General features: G+C 71.7%; 21 protein-coding genes. 6 read left to right on the top strand and 15 right to left on the bottom strand.

Annotation, left to right across the window (positions count from 1 at the left end):
- Positions 1 to 18 precede the first annotated feature (18 nt).
- Both aceB and aceA read right to left on the bottom strand, forming a co-directional pair.
- Positions 19 to 1614: a malate synthase A gene (aceB, locus tag ACIBKX_RS15540; RefSeq protein ID WP_363276178.1), complete on the bottom strand. Its 1596-nt coding sequence runs from the start codon at positions 1612 to 1614 to the stop codon at positions 19 to 21.
- Positions 1615 to 1681: 67 nt separating this feature from the next.
- Positions 1682 to 2980: an isocitrate lyase gene (gene aceA, locus ACIBKX_RS15535; protein ID WP_363276177.1), complete on the bottom strand. Its 1299-nt coding sequence runs from the start codon at positions 2978 to 2980 to the stop codon at positions 1682 to 1684.
- 284 nt (positions 2981 to 3264) lie between these two features.
- On the opposite strand from aceA, the gene ACIBKX_RS15530 reads away from it, so the two are divergent.
- A complete protein-coding gene (locus ACIBKX_RS15530; RefSeq protein ID WP_363276189.1) occupies positions 3265 to 4683 on the top strand; it encodes a short-chain fatty acyl-CoA regulator family protein in 1419 nt (472 codons plus the stop codon).
- 37 nt (positions 4684 to 4720) lie between these two features.
- Here ACIBKX_RS15530 and ACIBKX_RS15525 read toward each other — a convergent pair whose 3' ends face one another.
- From ACIBKX_RS15525 to helR, 9 genes are all read right to left on the bottom strand, one after another.
- Positions 4721 to 5482, bottom strand: a complete 762-nt coding sequence (locus ACIBKX_RS15525) for a FadR/GntR family transcriptional regulator (RefSeq protein ID WP_363276176.1) — start codon at positions 5480 to 5482, stop codon at positions 4721 to 4723.
- Between the two features lie 17 nt (positions 5483 to 5499).
- On the bottom strand, positions 5500 to 6540 hold the full coding sequence (gene denD, locus ACIBKX_RS15520; protein ID WP_363276175.1) for a D-erythronate dehydrogenase: 1041 nt from the start codon (positions 6538 to 6540) through the stop codon (positions 5500 to 5502).
- A gap of 55 nt (positions 6541 to 6595) precedes the next feature.
- Entirely contained in the window at positions 6596 to 7405 is an 810-nt protein-coding gene (gene otnI, locus ACIBKX_RS15515; protein WP_363276174.1) for a 2-oxo-tetronate isomerase, read from the bottom strand.
- 50 nt (positions 7406 to 7455) lie between these two features.
- Entirely contained in the window at positions 7456 to 8760 is a 1305-nt protein-coding gene (locus ACIBKX_RS15510; RefSeq protein WP_363276173.1) for an MFS transporter, read from the bottom strand.
- 49 nt (positions 8761 to 8809) lie between these two features.
- On the bottom strand, positions 8810 to 9484 hold the full coding sequence (locus ACIBKX_RS15505; RefSeq protein ID WP_363276172.1) for an aldolase: 675 nt from the start codon (positions 9482 to 9484) through the stop codon (positions 8810 to 8812).
- Positions 9481 to 10761 (bottom strand): 3-oxo-tetronate kinase, encoded by a 1281-nt coding sequence (gene otnK, locus ACIBKX_RS15500; protein WP_363276171.1) that lies wholly within the window; start codon positions 10759 to 10761, stop codon positions 9481 to 9483. Before otnK ends, ACIBKX_RS15505 begins: the two co-directional genes overlap by 4 nt.
- A 3-nt stretch (positions 10762 to 10764) precedes the next feature.
- Positions 10765 to 11688: an L-threonate dehydrogenase gene (gene ltnD, locus ACIBKX_RS15495; RefSeq protein ID WP_363276170.1), complete on the bottom strand. Its 924-nt coding sequence runs from the start codon at positions 11686 to 11688 to the stop codon at positions 10765 to 10767.
- Positions 11689 to 11908: 220 nt separating this feature from the next.
- Positions 11909 to 12829, bottom strand: coding sequence for a LysR family transcriptional regulator (locus tag ACIBKX_RS15490; protein WP_363276169.1), 921 nt, complete (start codon positions 12827 to 12829; stop codon positions 11909 to 11911).
- A 162-nt stretch (positions 12830 to 12991) separates the two neighbouring features.
- A complete protein-coding gene (helR, locus tag ACIBKX_RS15485) occupies positions 12992 to 15181 on the bottom strand; it encodes an RNA polymerase recycling motor ATPase HelR (RefSeq protein ID WP_363276168.1) in 2190 nt (729 codons plus the stop codon).
- A 170-nt stretch (positions 15182 to 15351) separates the two neighbouring features.
- Between helR and ACIBKX_RS15480 the strand changes: the two genes are divergently transcribed.
- The 3 genes from ACIBKX_RS15480 (at position 15352) to ACIBKX_RS15470 (ending at position 17813) form a co-directional block, all read left to right on the top strand.
- Positions 15352 to 15612, top strand: coding sequence for a helix-hairpin-helix domain-containing protein (locus ACIBKX_RS15480; RefSeq protein WP_363276167.1), 261 nt, complete (start codon positions 15352 to 15354; stop codon positions 15610 to 15612).
- 157 nt (positions 15613 to 15769) lie between these two features.
- Positions 15770 to 16744: a S8 family peptidase gene (locus tag ACIBKX_RS15475; RefSeq protein ID WP_363276166.1), complete on the top strand. Its 975-nt coding sequence runs from the start codon at positions 15770 to 15772 to the stop codon at positions 16742 to 16744.
- Positions 16745 to 16865: 121 nt separating this feature from the next.
- Complete coding sequence (locus ACIBKX_RS15470; protein ID WP_363276165.1) at positions 16866 to 17813, top strand: class I SAM-dependent methyltransferase; 948 nt, start codon at positions 16866 to 16868, stop codon at positions 17811 to 17813.
- 16 nt (positions 17814 to 17829) lie between these two features.
- Here ACIBKX_RS15470 and hemC read toward each other — a convergent pair whose 3' ends face one another.
- Entirely contained in the window at positions 17830 to 18765 is a 936-nt protein-coding gene (gene hemC, locus ACIBKX_RS15465; RefSeq protein WP_363276164.1) for a hydroxymethylbilane synthase, read from the bottom strand.
- A 125-nt stretch (positions 18766 to 18890) separates the two neighbouring features.
- Between hemC and ACIBKX_RS15460 the strand changes: the two genes are divergently transcribed.
- Entirely contained in the window at positions 18891 to 19367 is a 477-nt protein-coding gene (locus tag ACIBKX_RS15460) for a GNAT family N-acetyltransferase (RefSeq protein WP_363276163.1), read from the top strand.
- Positions 19368 to 19446: 79 nt separating this feature from the next.
- Here ACIBKX_RS15460 and ACIBKX_RS15455 read toward each other — a convergent pair whose 3' ends face one another.
- The 3 genes from ACIBKX_RS15455 to ACIBKX_RS15445 all read right to left on the bottom strand — a co-directional run bounded on the left by ACIBKX_RS15455 (position 19447) and on the right by ACIBKX_RS15445 (position 23018).
- Entirely contained in the window at positions 19447 to 20961 is a 1515-nt protein-coding gene (locus ACIBKX_RS15455; protein ID WP_363276162.1) for an MFS transporter, read from the bottom strand.
- A gap of 30 nt (positions 20962 to 20991) precedes the next feature.
- On the bottom strand, positions 20992 to 22518 hold the full coding sequence (locus tag ACIBKX_RS15450; protein ID WP_363276161.1) for an MFS transporter: 1527 nt from the start codon (positions 22516 to 22518) through the stop codon (positions 20992 to 20994).
- Positions 22519 to 22604: 86 nt separating this feature from the next.
- Positions 22605 to 23018: a VOC family protein gene (locus tag ACIBKX_RS15445; RefSeq protein ID WP_363276160.1), complete on the bottom strand. Its 414-nt coding sequence runs from the start codon at positions 23016 to 23018 to the stop codon at positions 22605 to 22607.
- 295 nt (positions 23019 to 23313) lie between these two features.
- Here ACIBKX_RS15445 and ACIBKX_RS15440 point away from each other — a divergent pair, with 295 nt between their 5' ends.
- The gene (locus tag ACIBKX_RS15440; protein WP_363276159.1) at positions 23314 to 23970 is read left to right on the top strand and encodes a hypothetical protein; all 657 of its coding nucleotides are present in this window, start codon (positions 23314 to 23316) and stop codon (positions 23968 to 23970) included.
- The last annotated feature ends 203 nt before the right edge of the window (positions 23971 to 24173 follow it).

Genomic DNA, 24173 nt, shown 5'->3' with positions numbered 1-24173 from the left:
ACTGTCCCTCCGAGCTCTTCATGACGCTCCCGCCGTGCCGCGCACGAGGTGGCGGGCGTAGGCGTCGGTGGTGAAGAAGGCGGGCAACTCCCGTGCCAGGGCGGTACGTTCGAAGAGCGCGCGGACCTCGTCGACGGCGGCCCAGGGATACTCCGCGCCCAGGGCGGCGATCTCCTCGTCCAGGACTTCCCGGACGGTCGCGTGGTCGACGGCCTGGTGCCGCAGCCACTGCCAGATCTGCACGCGGGCGATCTCGGCCGTCGCGGCGTCCTCCATCAGGCCGTCGAGGGCGACGGCGCCCCGGCCGCGCAGCCATGCGGCGAAGTAGCGCAGCGCGACGGCGATGTTGGTGCGGATGCCTTCGGGGGTGGGCGGTGCGCTGACGCGGCGGACGGACAGGAGTTGGGCCGCCGTCACCTCGACGTCGTCGCGCTTCCGGTCGAGCTGGTGCGGTCGGGCGCCGAGCACCCCGTCGAACACCTCGCGGCAGACGGGGACGAGCGCGGGATGGGCGACCCAGGAGCCGTCGAAGCCGTCCTCCGCCTCGCGTTCCTTGTCCAGCCGCACCTTCGCGAGCGCGGCCTGCCGGGCCTCCGGGTCCCTGACCGGCACCTGGGCCGCCATGCCGCCGATGGCGTGGGCGCCGCGCCGGTGGCAGGTGCGGACGAGGAGATCGGTGTACGCGCGCATGAACGGGGCCGTCATGGTGACCATCGCACGGTCGGGCAGCAGGAAGTCGGTGCGGTGCCCGAACGTCTTGATGACACTGAAGAGATAGTCCCAGCGCCCGGCGTTGAGCCCCGAGCTGTGCTCGCGCAGCTCGTAGAGGATCTCCTCCATGGCGAACGCCGCCGTGATCGTCTCGATCAGGACCGTGGCCCGGATCGTGCCGCGGGGGATGCCGATGAGTTCCTGGGCGAGGACGAAGACGTCGTTCCAGAGCCGTGCCTCGTCACGGTTCTCGAGCTTCGGCAGGTAGAAGTACGGGCCGTGTCCCGCGTCGATCTGCCGCCGGGCGCAGTGGAAGAAGTAGAGGCCGAAGTCGACGAGCGACGCGGGCGCCGGACAGCCGTCGAACTCCAGGTGTTCCTCCGTCAGATGCCAGCCGCGCGGCCGGACGACGATGGTCGCGAGCCGCTCGCCGAGCCGGTACCGCTTGCCCTCCGGAGTGGTGAAGTCGATCCTGCGCTCGATCGCGTCGAGCAGGCTGAGCTGACCGCCGACGATGTTCTCCCAGGTGGGGGAGGTGGCGTCCTCGAAGTCCGCCATCCACACCTGGGCGCCCGAGTTGAGTGCGTTGACCGCCATGGCGCGCTCCGGCGGTCCGGTGATCTCCACGCGGCGGTCGGTCAGACCGGGGGCCGGGGGCGCCACCCGCCAGTCGGCGTCGGCGCGGATGCGGGAAGTGGCGACGGAGAAGTCCAGCGGGGAGCCGGACGCGAGCCGGGCGCTCACCCGCGCCCGCTCCTTGAGGAGGTCGAGCCGGCGGTCCGCGAAGGCGTCGACGAGCCGGCCGATGAACTCCAGGGCTTCGGGGGTGAGTATCTCGTCGTGCCGGGCGGCCGGCGGGCCGAGCACCCGGACTCGGCTGCCGGCCGGTGCGGAGAGGGACATGCGGGTCTCCTGGGCGGGAGCGGGCCCCGTGGCCGGGGCCCGGCGGCGGATGGGCGGGGTCGGCGGACTAGTGGAACTGCTCCTCTTCGGTGGACCCGGCAAGCGCCGTCGTGGAGGAAGCGGGGTTGACGGCGGTCGAGACCAGGTCGAAGTAGCCGGTGCCGACCTCCCGCTGATGCCGCACCGCGGTGAATCCGTGCTCCTGCGCGGCGAACTCCCGCTCCTGGAGGTCCACATAGGCCGTCATCCCGTGCTCCGCGTAGCCGCGCGCCAGGTCGAACATGCCGTGGTTGAGGGAGTGGAACCCGGCCAGGGTGATGAACTGGAAGCGGTAGCCCATCGCACCCAGCTCCCGCTGGAACTTGGCGATCTGGTCGTCGTCGAGGGCGGCACGCCAGTTGAACGACGGCGAGCAGTTGTAGGCGAGCATCTGGTCGGGGTGCTCGGCGTGGATCGCCTCGGCGAACTCGCGGGCCTGCGCGAGGTCCGGGGTGCCGGTCTCGACCCAGATGAGATCCGCGTACGGGGCGTAGGCAAGGCCGCGGGCGATGACGGGCGCCATGCCGTTGTGCACCCGGTAGAAGCCCTCCGCCGTGCGCTCGCCGGTGACGAACCGGGCGTCGCGCTCGTCGACGTCGCTGGTCAGCAGGTTCGCGGCGAGCGCGTCCGTGCGGGCCACGATCAGCGTCGGTACGTCGGCGATGTCGGCGGCGAGCCGGGCCGCGTTGAGGGTACGGATGTGCTGGGCGGTCGGCACCAGGACCTTGCCGCCGAGGTGGCCGCACTTCTTCTCCGAGGCGAGCTGGTCCTCGTAGTGGATGCCCGCCGCGCCGGCGGCGATCATCGCCTTCGTCAGCTCGAAGGCGTTCAGCGGTCCGCCGAAGCCGGCTTCCGCGTCGGCGACGACGGGCGCGAGCCAGTCCACGGACGTGTCGCCCTCGCTCGTGGCGATCTGGTCCGCCCGCAGCAGCGCGTTGTTGATGCGGCGGACCACCTGGGGCACCGAGTTGGCCGGGTAGAGGGACTGGTCGGGGTAGGTGTGCCCGGCCTGGTTGGCGTCGGCGGCGACCTGCCAGCCGGAGAGGTAGATCGCCTGCAGGCCGGCCTTCACCTGCTGCACCGCCTGGCCGCCGGTGAGCGCGCCGAGCGCGTGGATGTAGTCCTGCTCGTGCAGTTGCCGCCACAGCCGCTCGGCGCCGCGCCGGGCCAGGGTGTGCTCCTCACGGACACTGCCGGAGAGCCGGACCACGTCCTCGGCGGAGTAGGTGCGCTCGATGCCGTGCCACCGGGCGTCGGTGGCCCACCGCCGGGCCAGTTCCTCGGCCGTCGCTGTTGCCGTTGCCGTAGTCGTCCCTGCCTGTGCCATGACTGTCGTCTCCCGGGGAGTCGTGAAGTATGCGAATGCCTGGCACGGAGTGCCGGACAGATCGTGAGGTGCGGCCCGCCGGCGCCTGAAGGGATCAGACTGAGCAATGTTGCCGGGCCGCGGTACGACTCTGACATCGGCACTCAGTGCCAACAAGCAGGCCAAGATGCCAACTTCTGCGAATCTTTCTCCGCCGTATTGCCAACTCTGTTAACCCCGGAGAGGGCGCAGAAGTCGCTACGATCGCCTCAGTGCCGAAGATCGTCACGGGAGGGGAGTCCGCGATGAGCAAGACGTACGCGGGAGCACGCCTGCGCCGGCTGCGGGAGGAACGGCGCATGAGCCAGGCGGACCTGGCGCGCACCCTCGCCATCTCGCCGAGCTATCTGAACCAGATGGAGCACGACTCCCGCCCGCTGACCGTGCCGGTCCTGCTGCGCCTGACCGAGGCGTTCGGCGTCGACCCCGGCTTCTTCTCCGAGCGCGACACCGGCAGGCTGGTCGCCGATCTGCGGGACGCGCTGACCGGAGAGGTCTCCGCAGGCCGGGTGTCGGCCTCCGACCTCTCGGACCTGGCCTCCCGCATGCCGGCCGTGGCGACACTCCTGGTGGACCTCGGCCGCCGCAACCAGCATCTGACCGAGCAGCTCTCGGAAGCGGCGGAGGGACGCGGTCCGGGCACGGCGGCACAGCCCCGCTCTGCGCACGAGGAGATCCGCGAGTTCTTCTACCGGCGCCAGAACTACCTGCACGACATCGACCTCGCCGCAGAGGAGTTCGCACGCGAGATCGGCGTACGCCCCGGTGAAGTCGTCCGCGCCCTGTCCGCCCGCCTGGCCGAGCGGCACGGCGTACGCATCACGACGGACTCCGACCGGCATCTGCACCACTACGACCCGACGGCGAGGGTGCTCCACCTGTCCGGCCGGCTCCGCCCCGGCCAGCAGGCGTTCCGGATGGCCACCCAGCTGGCACTCCTCGAATACGCCGACGACGTCTCCGCCCTGGCCTCGGAGGACTTCGACGAGGACTCGGCGGCCTGGCCGCTGGCCCGCATCGGCATCGCCAACTACTTCGCCGCCGCGCTGATCCTGCCCTACCGCCGCTTCCACGCGGCCGCCGAGGAGTTCCGGTACGACATCGAGCGCCTCACCGACCACTTCGGCCTCGGCTACGAGACGATCTGCCACCGACTCAGCACACTGCAGCGCCCCCGGCTGCGGGGCGTGCCCTTCTCGTTCGTCCGCGTCGACAGGGCGGGCAACATGTCCAAACGCCAGTCCGCGACGGCGTTCCACTTCTCCCGGGCGGGCGGCACCTGCCCACTGTGGAACGTGTACGAGGCGTTCGCCGCGCCCGGCCGCATCCACGTCCAGGTCGCCGCGATGCCGGACGGCCGACGCTACCTGTGGACCGCCCGCGCCGTCTCCCGGCACCGGGGCGGCTGGGGCGAACCCGGCAAGACCTTCGCGATCGGCCTCGGCTGCGAGATCCGCCACGCGGCCCGCCTCGTCTACTCCGACGGCCTGGACCTAGACAGCGAGTCGTCCGCCGTCCCCATCGGCATGGGCTGCCGCCTCTGCGAACGCACGGACTGCCCGCAACGGGCGGTACCCCCGTTGGACCGCCGCCTGGCGATCGACGAGAACACCAGCACGTTCGTGCCGTATCCCGTGGCGGGGAGGCAGCCGGGGCCCGACTGATGACGCGAGGCGCGGCCGGGGCCTGCCGGGGCGCGCCTCAGCGCGCGTCCAGGTCGACCTCCAGGTCGTCCGTCTCCGTCCAGAACCCGTCGTCCGCGTCCTGGAGGCGGGACGCCGCGTGCTTCAGGTGGCGGCGTACCGCGGCGCGGGCCGCTCCGGCGTCGCCGGATTCGATGGCTGCCAGGATCGCGTGGTGCTCAACCCGGACCGCCTCGATGAAGTCGTCGCGGCGGGCCTCGTTGGCACGGGTGACGCGGATGCCGCCGCGGAGGACCTCGCCCAGGTAGCGGACGGTGGAGACCATCACCGCGTTGCCGGTCGACTCCGCGATGGACTGGTGGAATGCCAGGTCCTCGTCCACGCCGTCGCCGCCGGACTCGACCGCCTCGTCGATCGCGGCCAGGGACTGCCGCATCCGTGAGACGTCCTGCGCAGTGGCGCGCGTCGCCGCCAGGGAGGCCGCCTCGCCCTCCATGGCGCGGCGGACCTCCACGATCTGCAGCACCTTGGCCTTCGTGTCGGCCTTGGTGCCCGCCGCCTCCGCCTCGAGGTCGAGCGGGCGGGTGCGCCGGGGCATGACGAACACGCCCCGGCCCTGCCGCGGTTCGACGAGGCCCGCGTTGCGCAGCCGCGACACGGCCTCGCGGATCACCGTGCGGCTGACGCCCAGTTGCTTCACCAACTCGACCTCGGTCGGCAGCTTGTCGCCCTCGGCGATGCGGCCGGACTCGATCTCCTCCGCGAGGATCGCGGCGACCCGGTCCGCGAGCCGTACGGGGCCACTCACCTTGGAGAACATGCTCGTCAGTCTATCCGTCAGGCCCCGCCCGCCCCGGCCGCGGGCAGCGCACCGGCGGCCACGGCCTCGGGGTGGTCCTCGGCGTACGCCCGTACGACCGACTCGAAGCTGTCGTCGGGCCGCAGGCCGAGCGCCGTGGCCCGCGTGTTGTCGAACGCGGCGGGCCACGAACCGACGATCGCCTCCACGGCGGGGTCGGGGTCGACCGTCACCAGATCGGCGACGGCGTCGCCGGCCACCCGGCGCAGCGTCTCCAGCATCTCGGCGACCGTGACCGTCAGCGCCGGCAGGTTCACCGGAAGCCCCCCGTCGAGCGCTCCGGGACCGCTGCCGCGCTCGGCCTCGGCGATGCGCAGGATGCCCTCGACGGTCCGCCGCGGCGATGCCAGGGCGACCCTCAGGTCGGGGCTGACCGGGCAGACCGCCGGAAGGCCCGCGAGCGGCTCGCGGATGATGCCGGACAGGAACCCGGACGCGGCCGCGTTCGGCTTGCCTGGCCGCACCGACACCGTCATCAGACGCGCCACGCGCCCGTCGATGAACCCGCGCCGGGTGTACTCGGCGACGAGCATCTCGCACACCCGCTTCTGCGTCCCGTAGCTCGACTGCGGCGTCGGCAGCGTCGACTCGCTGACCACGGGCGGCAGTTGCAGCGCGGCGTCGGAGCCGTAGACCGCGACGCTGCTGGAGAACACCACCCGGGGCAGCGGCCCGCCCGCCGCCGACTGCGCGCGGGCCGCGTCGAGCAGCGCGCGCGTGGTGTCCAGGTTGGCGCCCATACCGAGGTCGAAGTCGGCCTCGCACTCCGCCGAGACCGCGGACGCCAGATGGATCAGGACGTCCACCGGCCGCGCGAAGATCTCGTCCAGGTGCTCGCCCAGATCGCCTTGTACGACGTCGACCAACGGGTCGGCGGCCAGGGGCGACCCGTCCGGGACGAACCGGTCGGCGAGGACCAGACGGTCGATGGGCGCGCCGCACAGGGCCCGCCGTTCGAGCAGGGTTTCGGCGACCTGCCGCCCCAGGAAGCCGAAGCCACCCGTGATGACGATCCTCATGCGCTGTCTCCTCGATGGTTCAAGGGCTCTTGGTGGTTCATGCGTTCTCGGTGGTTCATGCGGTCTCGGCTCGGCCGGTCATGAGTTCTCGGTACTCCTTCAGCCAGCCGAGCCCCTCGCTCGTACCGGCGCGCGGCCGGTACTCGCAGCCGATCCACCCGTCGAAGCCCAGCTCGTCGATGACGTCGAACAGGTACTGGACGGCCAGTTCGCCCCGGTCGGGCTCGTGGCGGTCGGGCACGCCCGCGATCTGCAGATGTCCCACGCGGCGGGTGGGCAGGTCCCGGCGCAGGGTCGTGGTGAGGTCGCCCTCCACGATCTGGCAGTGGTACAGGTCCAGCTGCACCTTGAGATTGGGGGCGCCGACCTCCCGCAGGATCGCGTGCGCCTCGTCCTGCCGGTGCAGGAAGTAGCCCGGCATGTCACGGCCGTTGATCGGCTCGATCAGCAGGTCGACGCCCGTGGTGGCGGCCCGCGGCGCGGCCCAGGCGAGATTGGCCAGGTAGGTGTCGCGGTGGGAGGCCGTCGCGTCCTGCGGGACGAGACCGGCCATCACATGGACGCGGGGGCAGTCGAGCGCCGCCGCGTACTCCAGTGCCCGGTCGACGCCCGAGCGGAACTCGGCCTCGCGGCCCGGCAGCGAGGCGATGCCGCGCTCTCCGGCGTCCCAGTCGCCGGGCGGCGCGTTGAACAGCACCTGCCGCAGGCCGTGGTCGTCGAGCAGGCGCCGCAGCGCGGCGGGCTCATGGTCGTACGGGAAGAGGTATTCGACGGCCTCGAAGCCGTCCGCCGACGCCGCGGCGAAGCGGTCGGGGAAGTCGTGCTCGGTGTACATCATGGACAGGTTCGCGGCGAACCTCGGCATGCTTGCTCCTGTGGTGGGGCCGGGGCCGGGGTGGCCAGGTCCAGTCCCGGTCATCGGTTGACGACCTGCTTCTTCGTGGTGAGCACGGCGGCCGCGCCGACCACCAGGCTGAGGGCGAGGACGTACATCGGGATGGAGGTCGAGCCGGTGGAGTCCTTCAGCGCGCCGATCATGTACGGGCTGACGAAACCGGCCAGGTTGCCCACCGAGTTGATCACGGCGAGACCCGCCGCGGCGGCCGTGCCGCCGAGGAACGCCGTCGGCAGCGACCAGAACAGCGGGGCACAGGTCAGCACGCCGGCCGCGGCGAACGAGAGCGCGACCAGGGAGAGCACCGTGGAGCCGCTCCAGGCGGCGGCCAGAGAGAAGCCGAGCGCGCCCATCAGGCTCGGGATCACCAGGTGCCAGCGGCGCTCACGGCGCTTGTCCGCGGACCGGCCGAAGAGGTTCATCGCGATCAGCGCGGCCACGAACGGCACGGCGCTGAGCACACCGATGGTGAGGGTGTCGTCGATGCCGGTCGACTCGACGAAGGTGGGCATCCAGAACGTCAGCGCGTACTGGCCCATCACGAAGCAGAAGTAGATGAGGCACATCAGCCACACCTTGGGGTCCCGGAAGCCGTCCCAGACCTTGCCGTGCTTCTGGTGCGCGGTGTCCTTGGCGATCGCCGCCTCGACGACGTCCTTCTCCTCGTCGGTCAGCCACTTGGCGCTGCGCACGCCGTTGTCCAGGTAGAACAGCGTGGCGACACCGATGAGCAGCGCCGGGATCGCCTCGAGCAGGAACATCCACTGCCAGCCGTGCCAGCCGTTCGTCCCGTCGAAGGTGTCCATGATCCAGCCGGAGAGCGGGTTGCCGAAGATGCCGGCCACGGGGATCGCCGACATGAACATCGCGATGACGCGGGCCCGCCGGTGCGAGGGGAACCAGTACGTGCAGTAGAGGATCACGCCCGGATAGAACCCGGCCTCCGCGGCGCCGAGCAGGAAGCGCAGCACGTAGAACGTGGCCTCGTTGGTGACGAACATGAACGCCCCGGAGACCAGACCCCAGGTGATCATGATCCGGGCGATCCAGGTGCGGGCCCCGATGCGCTGCAGCATCAGGTTCGACGGCACCTCGAAGAGGAAGTAGCCGATGAAGAACAGACCGGCGCCGAGTCCGTAGGCCGCCTCACTCAGGCCCAGGTCGTCGGACATCTGCAGCTTGGCGAAGCCGACGTTGACGCGGTCCAGGTAGGAGAAGACGTAACAGAGGACCAAGAAGGGGACGATACGGAGGACGACCTTGCGGAACACGGCGTTCTCGCGGGCGAGGTCGGGGGCCTCGGCCGTCGTCGTGGACGTGGACATGCGGAATCCTTACTGCGGCTCAGGGGATTCTCCGACGGGCGGTGCGCGGTCACCAAGCGGCGCCGAACACGGCCTTCAGTTCGTCGAGAGCGGGGGAGGGGAGCGGCTCGGGGCGACGGTCGGTCAGGAGCCAGAGGCGCGCCGTTTCCTCGAGTTCTTCGAGGACGGCCAGAGCGGATGCGGCGTCGGGGCCCCAGACCACGGGACCGAGCCGGTCGAGCAGGACGGCCCTGATCGGGGTGCGGTGTGCCGCGCGATCAGCGATGTGGCCGGTCACCAGGTCGGCGACGCGCGGGTCGCCGGGCCGGTGGTAGGGGATGAGCGGGACGTGCCCGACCTTCATGACGTAGTACGGCGTGAGGGGCGGGAGCACGTCGTCCTGCTGCCACACGCCGGCCAGGGTGAGCGCGACCAGATGCGTGGAGTGGGTGTGCACGACGAACCGTGCCGTGGGGTCGGCGGCGTAGATGCGGCGGTGCAGCGTCAGGGTCTTGCTGGCGCGGTCCCCCGCGAGCTGCTCGCCGCCGGCGTCCACCAGGGCGAGGCGCGCGGGATCGAGGAAGCCGAGGGCCGCGTCGGTGGGCGTGATCAGGTGGGAGTCGGCGACCCGCGCGCTGATGTTGCCGGCGCTGGCATGGACGTACCCACGGGCGAACAGACTGGTCCCCACGCGGACGATCTCGGCGCGGGCCGCGTCCACGGCGGCGCTCGACGGCCCGGTCATGCGCGGTCTCCGTCGAGGTGGGCGAAGGCGGCGGTGAAGAACTCGGGCCCGCCGAAGTTGCCGGACTTCAGCGTGATGTGCAGCGTGTCCCCGCCGGGGAGCGGCGCCGCGCACCACGGCACTCCGGGGTCGATCTGCGGCCCGATGCGCAGCCCGGTGAGGCCGAGTGCCTGGACGACCGCGCCGGAGGTCTCGCCGCCGGCCACGACGAGCTGCCGCACCCCGAGGTCCACGAGCCCCTGCGCGACGCGGGCCAGGGTCCGCTCGACGAGCTCACCGGCCTCGGCGGCACCGAGCCTGCCCTGTACGTCGCGCACGGCGTCCGGTGCCTCGGTGGAGTAGACGAGGACCGGACCGTCGGCCAGCCGCGAGGCGGCGAAGGCCAGCGCCTGCCCCGCCACGTCCTCACCGGCCGCGATCCGCAGCGGATCCACGCTGAACGCGGGGCGCCCGGAACGCAGGAACTCCAGGACCTGACCGTTGGTGGCACTGGACACCGACCCGGACACGATGGCCCGGTGCCCGCCGGGCGCGGGCAGTCGGGCCGCCGCGGGCGACGGCTCGAACCCCCAGTTCGCGGGCAGGCCGATCGCCAGACCCGAACCTGCGGTCACCAGCGGCAGCCCCTTGACCGCCGCACCGAGCCGCACGAGATCGTTGTTGGACACCGCGTCCACGATCGCCGCGCCGACCCCCTCTTTGCGCAGCACCTCGACGCGCTCCCGGATCGCCTCCCGACCGGCGGCGACCACCGTGTGGTCGATGAGGCCGACGGGGCGCGTGCTCTGCGCGCCGAGTACGGACACCAGGTTGGAGTCGGTCATCGGAGTCAGCGGGTGATGCCGCATGCCGCTCTCGCCGAGCAGGACGTCGCCGACGAAGAGATGTCCCTTGAAGACGGTGCGCCCGTTGTCCGGGAACGCGGGCGTCGCCACGGTGAAGTCGGTGCCGAGCGCGTCCATCAGGGCCTCGGTGACGGGCCCGATGTTTCCTGCGGGCGTCGAGTCGAAGGTCGAGCAGTACTTGAAGTAGATCTGCTCCGCGCCCGCCGCCCGCAGCCAGTCGAGCGCGCGCAGCGACGCCGCGACGGCGTCGGCCGCCGGGGTGGTGCGCGACTTGAGCGCGATGACGACGGCGTCCGTGTCGAGGGGCCCTTCGGGATCGCCCGGTGGTACGTCGATGAGCTGGACCACGCGCATGCCCGCACGTACGAGGTTGTTGGCCAGGTCCGTGGCCCCGGTGAAGTCGTCGGCGATGCAGCCGAGCCGGATTCCCATCGGTCAGACCTCCTTCTGCTCGGGCTCGGGCAGGTCGATCCCCGGGAAGATCTTGATCACCGCGCTGTCGTCCTCGGCCCCCAGACCGGAGGCCGACGCCTGGAGGAACATCTGATGGGCGGTGGCCGCCAGCGGCAGCGGGAACCTCTGCGGACGGGCCGCGTCGAGCACGAGCCCCAGGTCCTTGACGAAGATGTCGACCGCGGACAGCGGCGTGTAGTCCCCGGCGAGTACGTGCGCCATACGGTTCTCGAACATCCACGAGTTCCCGGCGCTGTGCGTGATGACCTCGTACAGCGCGTCGGCGGGCACACCGGCCTTGATGCCCAGGGCCATCGCCTCGGCGGCTGCCGCGATGTGCACGCCCGCGAGCAGCTGATTGACGATCTTGACCTGGGAGCCGGTCCCGGCCGCGTCGCCCAGGCGGTACACCGTGCTGCTCATCGCCTCGAGCACCGGATCCGCGATCGCGTACGCCGCCGGGGCGCCCGAGGTCATCATGGTCAGCTCGCCCTTGGCGGCTCGCGCGGAGCCGCCGGAGATGGGCGCGTCCAGGTAGTGCACCCCGCGCTCCGCGAGCCGCTGCTCAAGACCGGCGGACCAGTCGGGGTCGGCGGTGGAGCACATGACGTAGACGGAGCCTTGCCGCAGCCGCTCGGCCGCGCCGTCGGCGCCGAACAGGACCGACTCGACCTGCGCCGCGTTGACCACGACACCGACCAGCACGTCGACCGAGGCGGCGAGTTCACCGGCCGAGGCGTAGGCCGTGCCGCCCTCCGCGGCGAAGTCGGCGGCCACCTCGGGGCGCAGATCGTGCACGCCCACGTCGAAGCCCGCGCTCCGCAGGCTGCGCGCCATGCCGAGCCCCATGGCCCCGAGCCCCACCACGCCGACGCGTGGCCGCGCCGGCCTGTCCTGGTCGTTCATGCCCGTCCTCGTCTCGCTGTGCTCCGTCTCGCCGGGACTCGGCGATCGGGTCATATGATGACCTGAGGATGTGAGCCGTCGCACTGTGATGTCAGTCACATGTGCCGGGGCGGGGTGAGGTGCACGACGTACGGAAGGCGCCTGGCCGGAGGTGGGTCTCGGTCGGCGCCTTGAGGCGGGGCTGTGGGCTCAAGTCCTGTGAGATGAGGACGTCATGACGCTACGTCAGGGAGTCTGCCGCCCGCGCGGGGAACGTCTCACGGCAGTCCTCCTCCACCGTCTCCGCGAAGGCCCTGGCCAGCGGCGACAGCGCGTCCCAGCGGCGTACCGCCCAGCCGGTCCACAACGTGGGGAGTTCGGGTATCGGGATCAGCCGCAGACCGGCGTGGGCGGGGCCGTGCCAGCCCGGCAGGTCCGGTACGACGGCGTGGCCGAGGCCGAGTTCCGCCAGCAGGATGGCCGTGTCCCAGTCGGCGACGCTCGTGTCGGACGTCGTACGGATGCCGCGCTGGGCCAGCCAGGTGTCAAGGCGGGAGCGCGAAGTGGCGTTCTCCGGAAGGCCGATGAGCCGGGCGCCCGCCAGATCGGCCACGCCGATACGGGACTTGGCGGCCAGCGGATCGTCGGCGGCGACGGCAAGCACCCAGGGCAGTTCGATGACGGGCCGCTGCTCGATGCCGCGCACCGGCTCGCCGAGGGTGATCCAGGCGAGGTCGAGACCGCCGGTGAGCAGGGCGTCGAAGCAGTCGCGGCTGGAGTGCGTGGTCCGGAACTCCAGGCTGACGTCGGGGAATCGGCGCCGGAACGCGACGACTGCGCCCGACATGAAGTGCCGCACGGTGGTGGCACCGGTGGTGACACGCACCGAACCCGACTCGCCGTGCACCAGCTCCCGCAGCCGGAGCAGGGCGTGGTCGATGTCGCCGAGACCGCCTGCCACCGCGGTGTGCAGGAGCTGACCGGCCGCGGTGGGCACGACACCGCGAGGGCGCCGTTCGAGGAGGGCGATGCCGGTCTCCCGCTCGAGCCGCTTGATGTGCTGGCTCACCGCCGACTGCGTACAGGCGAGTTCGCGGGCCACCGCGCTGAGGCTGCCGGTCCGGCAGACGGCGGCGAAGACGCGGAGGTCGTCGAGGGTCATGGAGGGTGAAGCTACAGCTTGGGTCAGCCCAAGGAAACCCGAGGATTGACTTGGTCATGGCCCGAGCGGGAAGATCTTTTCCGGGCCCAGGGCGGCAACTCGGGTGGCCCCGGGCGCAGTTCGCGACTGCGCCCGGGATCCGCCCGAGTGCCGACCCGTCCCTCAGCTCCTGAGGACCACGAGCCGCTGCGTCGCCCGCGTCATCGCGACGTACCGGTCGACCGCCCCTTCGATCCCTTCGCCGAACTCCTCCGGATCGACGAGGACGACCAGGTCGAACTCGAGCCCCTTCGACAGCGAAGGCGTCAGCGCACGGACGCGGGACGTCTCCGGAAGAGACATCTCGCGCAGTGCGGCATCTCCGCTGCCGCCGATCACGCAGGCGACACCCTCGGCGTGCGTGGCGAGCCATGTGCCGAGGACCGAGTCCAGCTCCGCGACGGAGCCGTGTACGACGGGGACGCCGCTGCTGCGGATCGAGGTCGGCACATTGGCGTCGGGGAGCGCGGCCCGGATGACCGGCTCGGCCTCCGCCATGACCTCTTCCGGCGTACGGTAGTTGACGCTCAGCGAAGCCATCGTGATGCGGTCGAGCCCGGCACGCGCGAGCCGCTCCTCCCACGACTCCGTGAACCCGTGCCGCGCCTGCGCGCGGTCCCCGACGACGGTGAAGCTCCGGGACGGGCAGCGCAGCAGCAGCATCTGCCACTCCGCGTCGGTCAGCTCCTGGGCCTCGTCCACGACGATGTGCGCGAACGGTCCCGCCAGACGGTCCGGGTCGGCGACGGCCAGCGCGTCCTCGTCGACGAGGGCGTCCCTGAAGTCCTCGCCGCGCAGCATCGTCACCAGTCCGGACCCGTACTCGTCGTCGGCGACCTCGATCAGGTCGTCGACGACGCGGGCCATGCGCTCGCGCTCGGCGGCGACGGCGGCCGCGTGCCGCCGCTGACGGCGTGCCGCCTCCGGGTCGCCGAGCCGCTGCCGGGCCGCGTCGAGCAGCGGCAGGTCGGACTCCGTCCAGGCCTGCGGAGCGTCCTTGCGCTGCAGCTTGCGTACGTCGTCGGGGCCGAGCCAGGGGGCGCACATCCGCAGGTAGGCGGAGACCGTCCACAGGTCGGAGACGAGATCGGCGGCCTCGATCATCGGCCACGCCCGGTTGAGGGCCGTGACCAGCTCCTTGTTCTGCCGAAGGGACCGCCGGAACAGTTCGGGCGAGACCTCGCCGTCCTCGTCGCCCGCGCCGGCCTTGTCCAGGAGGATCGTGCACAGCTCCGCCCAGATCTGTTCGCGCGCCTCGTTGTGCGCGGTGCCGGGCTCGACCGCGTCGAAGGCCTCGGCCCAGTCGGCGGCACTGAGCCAGACGTCGTCCCAGTGGGTCGAGACCGTCATACCTTCCGCGGGCGGCTCCTCGTAGAACCTGACCGCCTTCTCGATGGCCTTCACCAGGTCCGCGGAGGACTTCAGGCGGGCCACCTCGGGGTCGCTCTCGACCGTGGCCGTCGCTCCTTCGGCGACCAGGTCCCGCAGTACGCAGGTCTGTACGCCCTCCTCGCCGAGGCTCGGCAGGACGTCGGCCACGTAGTTCAGGTACGGCCGGTGCGGGCCGACGAACAGGACGCCGCCGCGCCGGTGGCCGAGGCGGGGGTCGGCGTAGAGCAGGTGGGCGGAGCGGTGCAGGGCGACGACGGTCTTTCCGGTGCCGGGACCGCCGTCGACGACGAGGGCGCCACGGGAACCCGCGCGGATGATGGCGTCCTGGTCGGCCTGGATGGTGCCGAGCACGTCACGCATCCGGGCGGAGCGGTTGGCGCCGAGGCTGGCGACGAACGCGGACTGGTCGTCGAGCGCGGCGTGCCCTTCGAGTCCTTCCGCGGTGAAGACCTCGTCCCAGTAGTCGCTGATCCGGCCGTCGGTCCAGCGGTACCTGCGGCGGCTCGCGAGGCCCATCGGGTTTGCATGGGTCGCGGCGAAGAACGGCTCCGCCGCGGGGGAGCGCCAGTCGATGAGCAGCCGCCGGCCCGTGTCGTCGGTCAGCCCGAGCCGTCCGACGTAGACGGGTTCGGAGTCGTCGTCCGCGCCGACGACGCGGCCGAGGCAGAGGTCGAGGCCGAAGCGGCGCAGGGTGCGAAGGCGGGCGCTCTGCCGGTGGATCTCCGCGTCCCGGTCCATCGCCTCCTGGCCGATGCCGCCGGGTGCCTTGCGCAATTCGGCGATACGGCCGGAGAGTTCGGCGATCGACTGCTCCAGGGTCTGTGCGATGGCCGCGAAGTGCTTTTCGTCGGCGGCGATCAATGCCGGGTCGGCCTTGGCGTCGAGAGCGGCAGGCAGGTCGAACGCGCTGGTGGGCGACATAAGAAAGGGCACTCCGTGAATCTCCCGATTCCTCAGGTTCTGGTTCAGGCGAGTGATTCTGCGGTATGACCGGGGCCTTGCCGCAAGCCCCCCACTGCGCTATAAATTAAGAGTGGCAAGGAGCGAGTATTCGCCCTTGCCCGTTTTGTTTGCGGGGGAACGCTGAAGGGGTGACGTCATTGGCCTCCTCAAGTACGCCGGACAAAGCGTCGCCGCCCACAGCGGAAAGCACCGCCGGCGCATCCGGCAGCGACCTGCCCGCCGGTATCGGCAAGCCGGCCACCCGCGCCCTGCACGGCGCGGGGATCACGACGCTCGACCAGGTGGCGCGGCGCACCCGGCGTGAACTGCTCGCCCTGCACGGAGTCGGCCCGAAGGCCGTGCGCCTGCTCGCCGAGGCGTTGGAGCGGCAAGGCAAGTCCCTGGCCTGACAACAGGATTGCGGCGCCGTGGCCCGCCCCCGTCACACGAACGGCGGCCCCCGTGTGGCGCAGCCGCGGACCGGACCGGAGGCTCGAAGCTCAGCCGGTGCTCCGACGGGGCACGTGAGCGAAGGCCGGTCGACGTCGCGCGAGGGGTGGTTGTCACATGAGCCAGGAACGGCGACGGCGGGTCTGGATCCGGCCGGTGGCAGGTCTGCTGGCCGTGGCGGCGCTCGCCACCGCGTGCGGTGACGACAGCAAGCCGGACCCGATGCGCGATCAGCAGTGGGCACTGGACGCGCTGAAGCTGCCGGGCGCGTGGGACGAGAGCAAGGGCGACGACACCGTCATCGCGGTCGTCGACACCGGCGCCGATCTGGACCACCCCGACCTGAAGGGCCGCCTGGTCGACGGCTACGACTTCGTCGACGGCGACGACGAGCCGCTCGACAAGAACGGTCACGGCACCCATGTCTCCGGGATCGCGGCGGCCCACACGGACAACGGTATCGGCGTCGCGGGCGGCGCCCCGGGGGCCAAGATCATGCCGGTCCGCGTGCTGGGCGCCAACGGCAGCGGCAGCAACGCCAACATCACCAAGGGCATCCTCTGGGCCGCCGACCACGGCGCCGACGTCATCAACCTGTCCCTGGGCGAAGGCCCGCTGATGTCGAACCTGCTCCAGGGCGGCATCCTGAACGCGGCCTTCAAGCACGCGCACGACAAGGGCGCCGTGGTGGTCGCCGCAGCGGGCAACGACGGGAAGGACACCCAGCCGTACAAGGTCAGCACCCCGGTCGTGGTGGTCGGCGCCAGCGACCAGGACGGCAGGCCCGCCGATTTCTCCAACTTCGGTGCGCAGAACGCCGTTTCGGCGCCGGGCGTCGGCATCCTGTCCACGCTGCCGACGTACAAGGTCAAGGAGACCCTGAAGAACGACTCGGGGTACGGCGAACTGGACGGCACCTCGATGGCCTCTCCGTACGTCGCCGCGGTCGCGGCGCTGCTGCACGCGCAGGACCGCGACCCCGACCAGATCATGTCCGCGCTGCGCTCCACCGCGAAGAACCCGGACGACGACACCAAGCTCGGCCTGGGCATCGTCGACGCCGAGGCGGCCGTGAAGTCGAAAAAGGACTGAGTCGCGCGAGGCTTCGGGCGCAGGCGGCCGGTCTTGCGCGTGAGGCCGTCGAGACCACGACCTTCTTGCGTCATGGGCAAGAATGTATGTGCCGTGGGCAAGATGTCGTACGGTCGGCCGCATGGCACAGAACGCACATCCCGCACCCCACGCACACGCCTCAGACCACCGGCAGGCGGACTCCGCACCGCACGCACACGCCTCAGACCACCGGCACGCGGACTCCGCACCGCACGACGCCGCACACCAGCACCGTCTCGCCGAGGTGCTCGACCTCGACGCCCGGCTCTTCGCCTCCTACCTGACCACCGTCACCGGACGGCTCGCCTGCCTCGCCGGGGGCGAGGTCAAGGACATCGTCGACATCGGCGCGGGTACCGGCGCCGGGACATTCGCACTCCTGGAGCAGTTCCCCACGGCCCGCGTGACCGCCGTCGACAGCTCGGCCGCGATGCTGGCCGGGCTCGCCGAGGCCGCGGCGGAAAGGGGCCTCGGCGATCGCGTCCGCACCCTGGAGGCGGACGCCGCCCACGGCCTGCCCGGCATCACGGACGCGGACCTCGTCTGGGCATCGGCCTCCCTGCACCACGTGGACGACCCCGCCGCGGCCCTCGCCGGCATCCACGCCGCCCTGCGCCCCGGCGGCCTCCTCGCCGTCGCCGAACTGGACGGGATGCCGCGCTTCCTGCCCGACGACGCCGTACCGGACCGCCCCGCACTGGAGGCCCGCTGCCGCGAGGCCCTGGACGCACTGCAGGCCGAACACGTACCGCATCTGGGCGCGGACTGGGGCGGGCGGCTCACAGCGGCCGGCTTCACGGTCGAGCAGGAGCGCACCGAGCGCCTGGAGCTGCGCGCACCGCTGCCCGACGGCGTCGGCCGTTACGCCTACCTCACGCTCAGCGGCATCCGCGGCAGGCTCGACGGGCTGGTCGAACCGGCGGACCTGGCCGCGCTGGACGCCCTGCTCGACGGCGGCCCGGCGGACGTACGCCGCCGGGACGACCTCGTGGTGCGCTCCACGCGTCAGCTCTGGGTGGCACGCCGCCCGGAGGCGGACAGCCGCTGACCCCGGGCGTCGCCGGTCAGTGCGCGATGGAGTCGATCAGTTCGCGCGCGCCCTGCCGCAGCAGCGTCACCGCCACCGACGTGCCGAGCGTCGCCGGGTCGAGCCTGCCCGCCCACTCGTGCGCGTTCAGGACCGTCTTGCCGTCCGGCGTGAACACACAGGCGCGCAGCGAGAGATCGCCGCTCGGCTCGCAGCGGGCGTACCCGGCGATGGGGGAGTTGCAGTGCCCCTGCAGGACGTGCAGGAACATCCGCTCGGCGGTCGCCTCGCGCCAGGCGTCGGGGTCGCCGAGGCCGGAGACGGCGTCGATGGTCGCCGTGTCGTCCTCGCGGCACTGCAGCGCCAGGATGCCCGCGCCGATCGGCGGGCACATCGTCTCCACCGACAGGACCTCCGTCGCCACGTCCATCCGGTCGATGCGCTCGAGCCCCGACACGGCGAGCAGCAGCGCGTCCGCGTCGCCCGCCGCGAGCTTCTCCATCCGGCGGCCGGCGTTCCCGCGCATCGGCACGCACTCCAAGTGCGGGTGGGAAGCGGCGAGTTGGGCGATGCGGCGGACCGAGGACGTGCCGATGCGGGTCCCCGCGGGCAGCCGGTCCAGGGTGAGTCCGCCGGGGTGGATGAGCGCGTCGCGGATGTCGTCCCGCTTGAGGAACGCGGCGAACGTCGTGCCCGCCGGCAGCGGCCGGTCCGCCGGTACGTCCTTGACGCAGTGCACCGCGAGATCCGCCTCGCCCGCGAGCAGCGCCGCGTCGACCTCCTTGGTGAACGCGCCCTTGCCGCCGAGCTTCGCGAGGTCGCCCATCCACTTGTCGCCGGACGTCGTGACGGGCACGACCTCGGTGCGCACGCCGGGGTGCAGCGCGGCCAGTTCGGAGCGGACGCGCTCCACTTGGGCGAGCGCCATGGGCGAGGAACGGGAGACGATGCGGATCAGCTCAGGAGCGGACATGCGCACCACGATAAGCGGTGCCCCCACACGCCGGGACGAGGGTCGGTCAACTCGGCGCCGGTTCGCGCCGGGCCGCTTCGCCTCCTAGCGTGAGACGTAGTCGGCGCCAGCCCCTGGGAGGTCCCATGTCAGCCCCCGCCGGTCACCAGCGCTCCCCGATCGTCCTGGAGCCCATGGCGCCCACCCATCTGGCCGACGTCCTCACCCTCGGCCGGGAGCTGTACGACACCTCGGTGAAGCCCTATACGTCCTGGTCGCTGTCGGCGATCGCCGGGCACATGGACGCCGAAGCGCCCGCCTGCTGGGTGGCCCTGGACGGTGACCGGATCGCCGGGTTCGTGCTCGGCTCCATGGGCTTCGACCAGCGTACGGACTGGGGCAATCTGGAGTGGATCGCCAGCGCCCCGGACTATCAGGGGCAGGGCGTCGCCAGCCATCTGGTGCAGGCCTGTTGTGCGACGCTGACCGCCGCCGGTGCGACCGCCGTCGTGACGGACGTCGAATCCCGCAACACCGCGTCCGCCGCGCTGATGCGCCGCAACGGTTTCACGGAGGGCGTGACGGTCACGCTGTTCGTCCGTGAGGTCGAAGCGGTCCTCTGACGGAGACGGTCATCTGGCGGAGGCGTTCCGCTGACGGACATGCTCTCTTCTGACCGACCGTCACACCGCTGATCGACCGTCACCCCGCGCAGTCCTTCCCCGGCTCCAACGGCGGTGCGCCGACGCCGAGATGGGACTTGCACCGCGGCTTGTTCCCCGGATCCTCGTGCCAGGCGTCGGGGCTTGGCCGGATGAACGCCGCCGCTGCCGCCGCCGCGAGGACGAACAGGCCCGCGCAGCCCACGACCGCCTTGCCGAACGCCGTGTCCAGCGCGTCCGGATCCGCGTACGCCGTGCCGGACAGGCCGACCGCGAGCGGCAGCGCGGCGACCACCAGCATCTGGGCGACGCGCGCTGCGGTGTTGTTGACGCCGCTGGCGAGCCCCGCGTGCCCGGCGTCCACCGAGGCGAGGACGGTCGCGGTGAGCGGCGCCACGAACACGCTCATCCCGAGGCCGAGGACGACGACCGCGGGCAGCACCGACGTCACGTACGACGCCCCCGGCGAGATCCGCAGCATCAGGAGCGCCCCGGCCGCCGCGATGAGCGGCCCCGCGACCAGCGGCAGCGTGGGTCCGACCCGGCGGGACAGATCACCGGCGGCGGCCGAGAGCAGCAGCATCAGTACGGTGATCGGCAGCGTCGCCGTGCCCGCCTGCAACGCGTCGTACCCGAGCGTCGTCTGCAACTGCACCGGCAGCATGAACAGGAGCCCGCCGATCGCCGCGTACAGGCAGAGCGTCATGATGTTGGCCGCGCTGAACAGCCGGGAGCGGAACAGGGAGAGCGGCAGCATCGGGTCCGCGCGGCGCCGCTCGACCAGGACGAAGACGACGCCCGCCGCGAGGCCGAGCAGCCCCGGCAGGACGGCCGCGGCCGAGGAGTCGCCCGACGCCCCGATCAGGGAGAAGCTGATGCCCGCGAGGAACAGCGCGGCCAGACACGCCCCCGTCACGTCGAACGGCTTGTCCGCGGCGCCCTCCAGCCGGCTCTCCGGCACATGGCGTGCCGCGAGGAGCACCAGCGCGGCCAGCGGCACGTTGATGAGGAAGATCCACCGCCAGCCGGGACCGTCGATCAGCCAGCCGCCGAGGAACGGCCCGATCGCACCGGCGACCCCGCCGAGCCCCGACCAGGCGCCCACCGCCCGCGCCTGGTCCTGCGGCCGGAACGACGTACGCACCAAGGCCAGCGAACCGGGCGTGAGGAGCGCGCCGCCGATGCCCTGCAGCGCGCGGGCCGCGATGAGCATCCCCGCGTTCTGCGCGAGGCCGCACAGCGCGGAGGCGAGGGCGAACCACACGATGCCGATGACCAGCGTGCGCCGCCGCCCGATGCGGTCGCCGAGCGCGCCGCCCAGGAGCAGCAGCGCGGAGAGCGTGAGCATATAGGCGTTGATCACCCACTGCAGCGAGCCGATCGAGGCGTCCAGATCCCGGCCGAGGGTCGGCAGCGCGACATTGACCACCGTGCCGTCCAGCATCGCCATGCCTGACGCGAGCACGGCGCAGGCGAGCACCCAGCGGCCCCGCGCCGACGCGAGCGCGACGCCGCCGTCGGCGCTGTCCGTGGCCGCGGCCTCGGTGGATGCCATCGCCCCGCCTTCCTACATGTGCACTGCTTCCTACATGTGCACCGCGCCGCCACCCGCGTCCGAGTGGACGGGCGCCCCGCGCCGATACAGGACGACCGTAACGACGAGCCCGACGGCGAAGAAGAGCGCCGACCACCAGTACGCGGTCGAGTAACTCTCCATCGCCGACTGGGCCCGCACCTGCGGAGTGGGTTCCTTGCCCACCAGGTAGTTGGCCGCGGCGCTCGTCGCCAGGGAGTTGAGCAGGGCCGTGCCGATCGAACCGCCCACCTGCTGGCTGGTGTTGACCATCGCGGACGCGACGCCCGCGTCGTGCGCGGCGACGCCCGCGGTCGCCATGCTCATCGCCGGGGCGAAGACCAGACCGAGGCCGAGACCGGCGACGAGCAGCGGCGGCAGGACGTGCGCCGCGTAGCCGCTGTTCACGCCGAGGGAGGTGAACCAGGCCATGGAGGCCGCCGCGAGTCCCATGCCGAGCGGCACGATCGGCTTCGCGCCGAAGCGCGGCACGAGCCAGTTGGTCGTGACGACCGAGACCACCACCATCACCGCGACCATCGGCAGGAAGGCGAGGCCGGTCTTGACGGGGGTGTAGCCGAGGATCTGCTGGAGGTAGTACGTCAGGAACAGGAAGACGCCGAACATCCCGGCGCCCGAGATGAACATCGCCAGGAACGACGCCGCGCGGTCCCGGTCGAGCACCACCCGCAGCGGCAGCAGCGGATGCTCGGCCCGCGTCTGCCACCAGGCGAACGCGGCCACGAGGACGGCGCCGACGACCAGGAACCCCCAGGTGTCGACGTCGCTCCAGGCGTGCGTCTCGGCGTTCGAGAAGCCGTAGACGACGCAGAACAGGCCCGCGGAGACCAGCAGTGTGCCCGGCACGTCCAGCTTCGGCCGGTCGTCGGGCCTGCCGCCGTGCAGCAGCCGGGCGCCGCCCAGCATCGCGAACACCGCGAAGATCAGGTTCACGTAGAGGCACCAGCGCCAGTCCAGATACTCGGTCAGTACGCCGCCGAGCAGCAGGCCGACCGCGCCGCCGGCGCCCGCGATGGCGCCGTAGATGCCGAACGCCTTCGCGCGCTCCCTGGGGTCCGTGAACGTCGTCGTGAGCAGGGACAGCGCGGCGGGCGCCAGGAGCGCGCCGAACACGCCCTGGAGGGCGCGGGCCACCACCAGCATGGAGAAGCTCGTCGCCGCGCCGCCGAGGGCCGAGGCGAGCGCGAACCCGCCGAGACCGGCGAGGAAGACGGCCTTGCGGCCCACCAGGTCGGCGATGCGCCCGCCCAGGAGCAGCAGACTCCCGAAGGCGAGCGCGTACGCCGTGACGATCCACTGGCGGTTGCCGTCGCTGAATCCCAGGTCCTGCTGGGCCGAGGGCAGCGCGATGTTCACGATCGTCGCGTCCAGGACCACCATGAGCTGGGCGATCCCGACGACCCCGAGGATCAGCCAGCGGTGCTCGTGCCGTCCACCGCTCAGCTGTGGGGCGGAGGGCGGCGGCGAACCCGCCGACTGCGCGGTCTCGAAGGGTTCCGGCATGGGTGAGCGATCCATCGGTGGCCTCCAGACGCCCCCGTCACACAGCACACCCCCGTCACACCGTAGGCGTGCTGCTCAGCGGCCGCGACCCGGGAGGATTCTCAGCCCTGCGGCTCGCTGATGTTCACCATCCAGGGGATGCCGAAGCGGTCCGTGCACATGCCGAAGACGTCGCCCCACATCTGCTTCTCCAGCGGGACCGACACCGTGCCGCCGGCGGAGAGCTTCTCCCAGTAGCCGCGCAGCTCGGCGTCGTCGTCGCCGCTCAGACTCACCGAGAAGTTGCTGCCCTGGGTGGTCTCCATGCCGGGCGGGGTGTCGGCGCCCATCAGGGTGAAGCCGGAGCGGGTCTCCAGCATGCCGTGCATGATCTTGTCGGCCTCCGGCGAGTCCTGCTGCCCGAAATCGCCGTAGGAGTTGAGCGTCAGCGTGCCGCCGAAGACCTGCTCGTAGAACTCCATCGCCTGTCGGGCGTCGCCGCCGAAGCTGATGTACGGATTGAGTCGCGATGCCATGGAAACCTCCCAGATCGGGGTAAAACGGTCGGTTGCGCGGAGAGTAGCGCGGCCCACTGGCAACGGCCCGTCGAGCGGTCCTGCCGCCGGGCCCGCCAGTGCCGCCCCGATGCCCGTCCCACTGTCGAACGGCGGTTCTGGTGAAGGTGATTCGGGAGGGTGACGCCCGCGTCGCGCCCGCGCGGCCAGCGGGGTGAGCCCTGCCGGCATCCGGCGCGTCGTGCCGTCGACGGACGAAAAGGCCGCTCATCCTCTGAGCGCACGAATGGCGAACTCTGAGACGGAGGCGGTGCTGGTGAGGAAGAACGCGCGGCGAATGGTGGCGGGGGCGGTCCCCGCCCTGATCGTGTGGGGCTGTTGGACGACGGCGGCAGCGGCCTCCAGCGACACGACGCGGGAACCGGCTCACGCGGCCGAGGGGGTGGACGCCGGGTACGGGAACGGGGACGACACCGGCTACGGGCAGGACGAGCCTTCGGGCGCGGCGTCATCGGGGAGCGGTGCCATGCGGCCGTCCGGGAGCGGTGACACGCGGCCGTCCGGAAGTGGTGACGCGCAGTCGTCCGGTGACGGTCACTCGCGACCGTCCGGGTACGGAGACGAGGACTCGCCGCCCGCCGCCACGCCCAGCGCGAGCTGGTCCGTGGGCGCACCGGTGCCCAACACGCCGCCGCCGTCCCCGACTTCACCCGCGCCCTCGACGTCCACGTCGGCGCTTCCCGCCGCCCCGGCGCCGAGCGACCGCGCGGAAGTGCCGCCCTCGCCCGCCGAGTCGGCTGCCTCGCCCCCCGCGACTCCCGCGACCCCCGTGACTCCCGCACGCCCCCGATCCCCCCAACTCGCCGAGACGGGCGACGAGCGAAGCCTCTACTACCTCGGCGGAGTCGCGGTGGCCGCGGTCGCGGCAGGCGTGGCCTGCGTCCGACTGGCGGCCCGCAGCCGCAGGACCTGACGGCGGGCGGCGCCCGTCCCGCCGGCCGGGTCGCGAGGGCGACCGGAAGTGGCTGCTCAGCGGGGCGGGCGCGCCTTGCGTTCCGTTTGTCGCGCTCGGTTATTCAATCTTCATCAAATCCAGCCAGGCATCCGTACCGACCTCTTGTGTGCGGACTGTATGCGAAATACGTTCTGCGGTATTCCTTGATCGTCCGCGATCAG

Origin of the sequence: Streptomyces sp. NPDC050658, from assembly GCF_044457025.1 — a bacterium.
Lineage (GTDB): Bacteria > Actinomycetota > Actinomycetes > Streptomycetales > Streptomycetaceae > Streptomyces.
Note: the sequence above shows the minus strand (reverse complement) of the source record. Positions and strands in the feature narration are given on the sequence as shown.

What these genes read in the sequence shown, in the direction of transcription:
- aceB (WP_363276178.1), bottom strand. Translation starts at nt 1,614, where the DNA reads ATGTCCCTCTCCGCACCGGCCGGCAGCCGAGTCCGGGTGCTCGGCCCG.
- aceA (WP_363276177.1), bottom strand. Translation starts at nt 2,980, where the DNA reads ATGGCACAGGCAGGGACGACTACGGCAACGGCAACAGCGACGGCCGAG.
- ACIBKX_RS15530 (WP_363276189.1), top strand. Translation starts at nt 3,265, where the DNA reads ATGAGCAAGACGTACGCGGGAGCACGCCTGCGCCGGCTGCGGGAGGAA.
- ACIBKX_RS15525 (WP_363276176.1), bottom strand. Translation starts at nt 5,482, where the DNA reads ATGTTCTCCAAGGTGAGTGGCCCCGTACGGCTCGCGGACCGGGTCGCC.
- denD (WP_363276175.1), bottom strand. Translation starts at nt 6,540, where the DNA reads ATGAGGATCGTCATCACGGGTGGCTTCGGCTTCCTGGGGCGGCAGGTC.
- otnI (WP_363276174.1), bottom strand. Translation starts at nt 7,405, where the DNA reads ATGCCGAGGTTCGCCGCGAACCTGTCCATGATGTACACCGAGCACGAC.
- ACIBKX_RS15510 (WP_363276173.1), bottom strand. Translation starts at nt 8,760, where the DNA reads ATGTCCACGTCCACGACGACGGCCGAGGCCCCCGACCTCGCCCGCGAG.
- ACIBKX_RS15505 (WP_363276172.1), bottom strand. Translation starts at nt 9,484, where the DNA reads ATGACCGGGCCGTCGAGCGCCGCCGTGGACGCGGCCCGCGCCGAGATC.
- otnK (WP_363276171.1), bottom strand. Translation starts at nt 10,761, where the DNA reads ATGGGAATCCGGCTCGGCTGCATCGCCGACGACTTCACCGGGGCCACG.
- ltnD (WP_363276170.1), bottom strand. Translation starts at nt 11,688, where the DNA reads ATGAACGACCAGGACAGGCCGGCGCGGCCACGCGTCGGCGTGGTGGGG.
- ACIBKX_RS15490 (WP_363276169.1), bottom strand. Translation starts at nt 12,829, where the DNA reads ATGACCCTCGACGACCTCCGCGTCTTCGCCGCCGTCTGCCGGACCGGC.
- helR (WP_363276168.1), bottom strand. Translation starts at nt 15,181, where the DNA reads ATGTCGCCCACCAGCGCGTTCGACCTGCCTGCCGCTCTCGACGCCAAG.
- ACIBKX_RS15475 (WP_363276166.1), top strand. Translation starts at nt 15,770, where the DNA reads ATGAGCCAGGAACGGCGACGGCGGGTCTGGATCCGGCCGGTGGCAGGT.
- ACIBKX_RS15470 (WP_363276165.1), top strand. Translation starts at nt 16,866, where the DNA reads ATGGCACAGAACGCACATCCCGCACCCCACGCACACGCCTCAGACCAC.
- hemC (WP_363276164.1), bottom strand. Translation starts at nt 18,765, where the DNA reads ATGTCCGCTCCTGAGCTGATCCGCATCGTCTCCCGTTCCTCGCCCATG.
- ACIBKX_RS15460 (WP_363276163.1), top strand. Translation starts at nt 18,891, where the DNA reads ATGTCAGCCCCCGCCGGTCACCAGCGCTCCCCGATCGTCCTGGAGCCC.
- ACIBKX_RS15455 (WP_363276162.1), bottom strand. Translation starts at nt 20,961, where the DNA reads ATGGCATCCACCGAGGCCGCGGCCACGGACAGCGCCGACGGCGGCGTC.
- ACIBKX_RS15450 (WP_363276161.1), bottom strand. Translation starts at nt 22,518, where the DNA reads ATGGATCGCTCACCCATGCCGGAACCCTTCGAGACCGCGCAGTCGGCG.
- ACIBKX_RS15445 (WP_363276160.1), bottom strand. Translation starts at nt 23,018, where the DNA reads ATGGCATCGCGACTCAATCCGTACATCAGCTTCGGCGGCGACGCCCGA.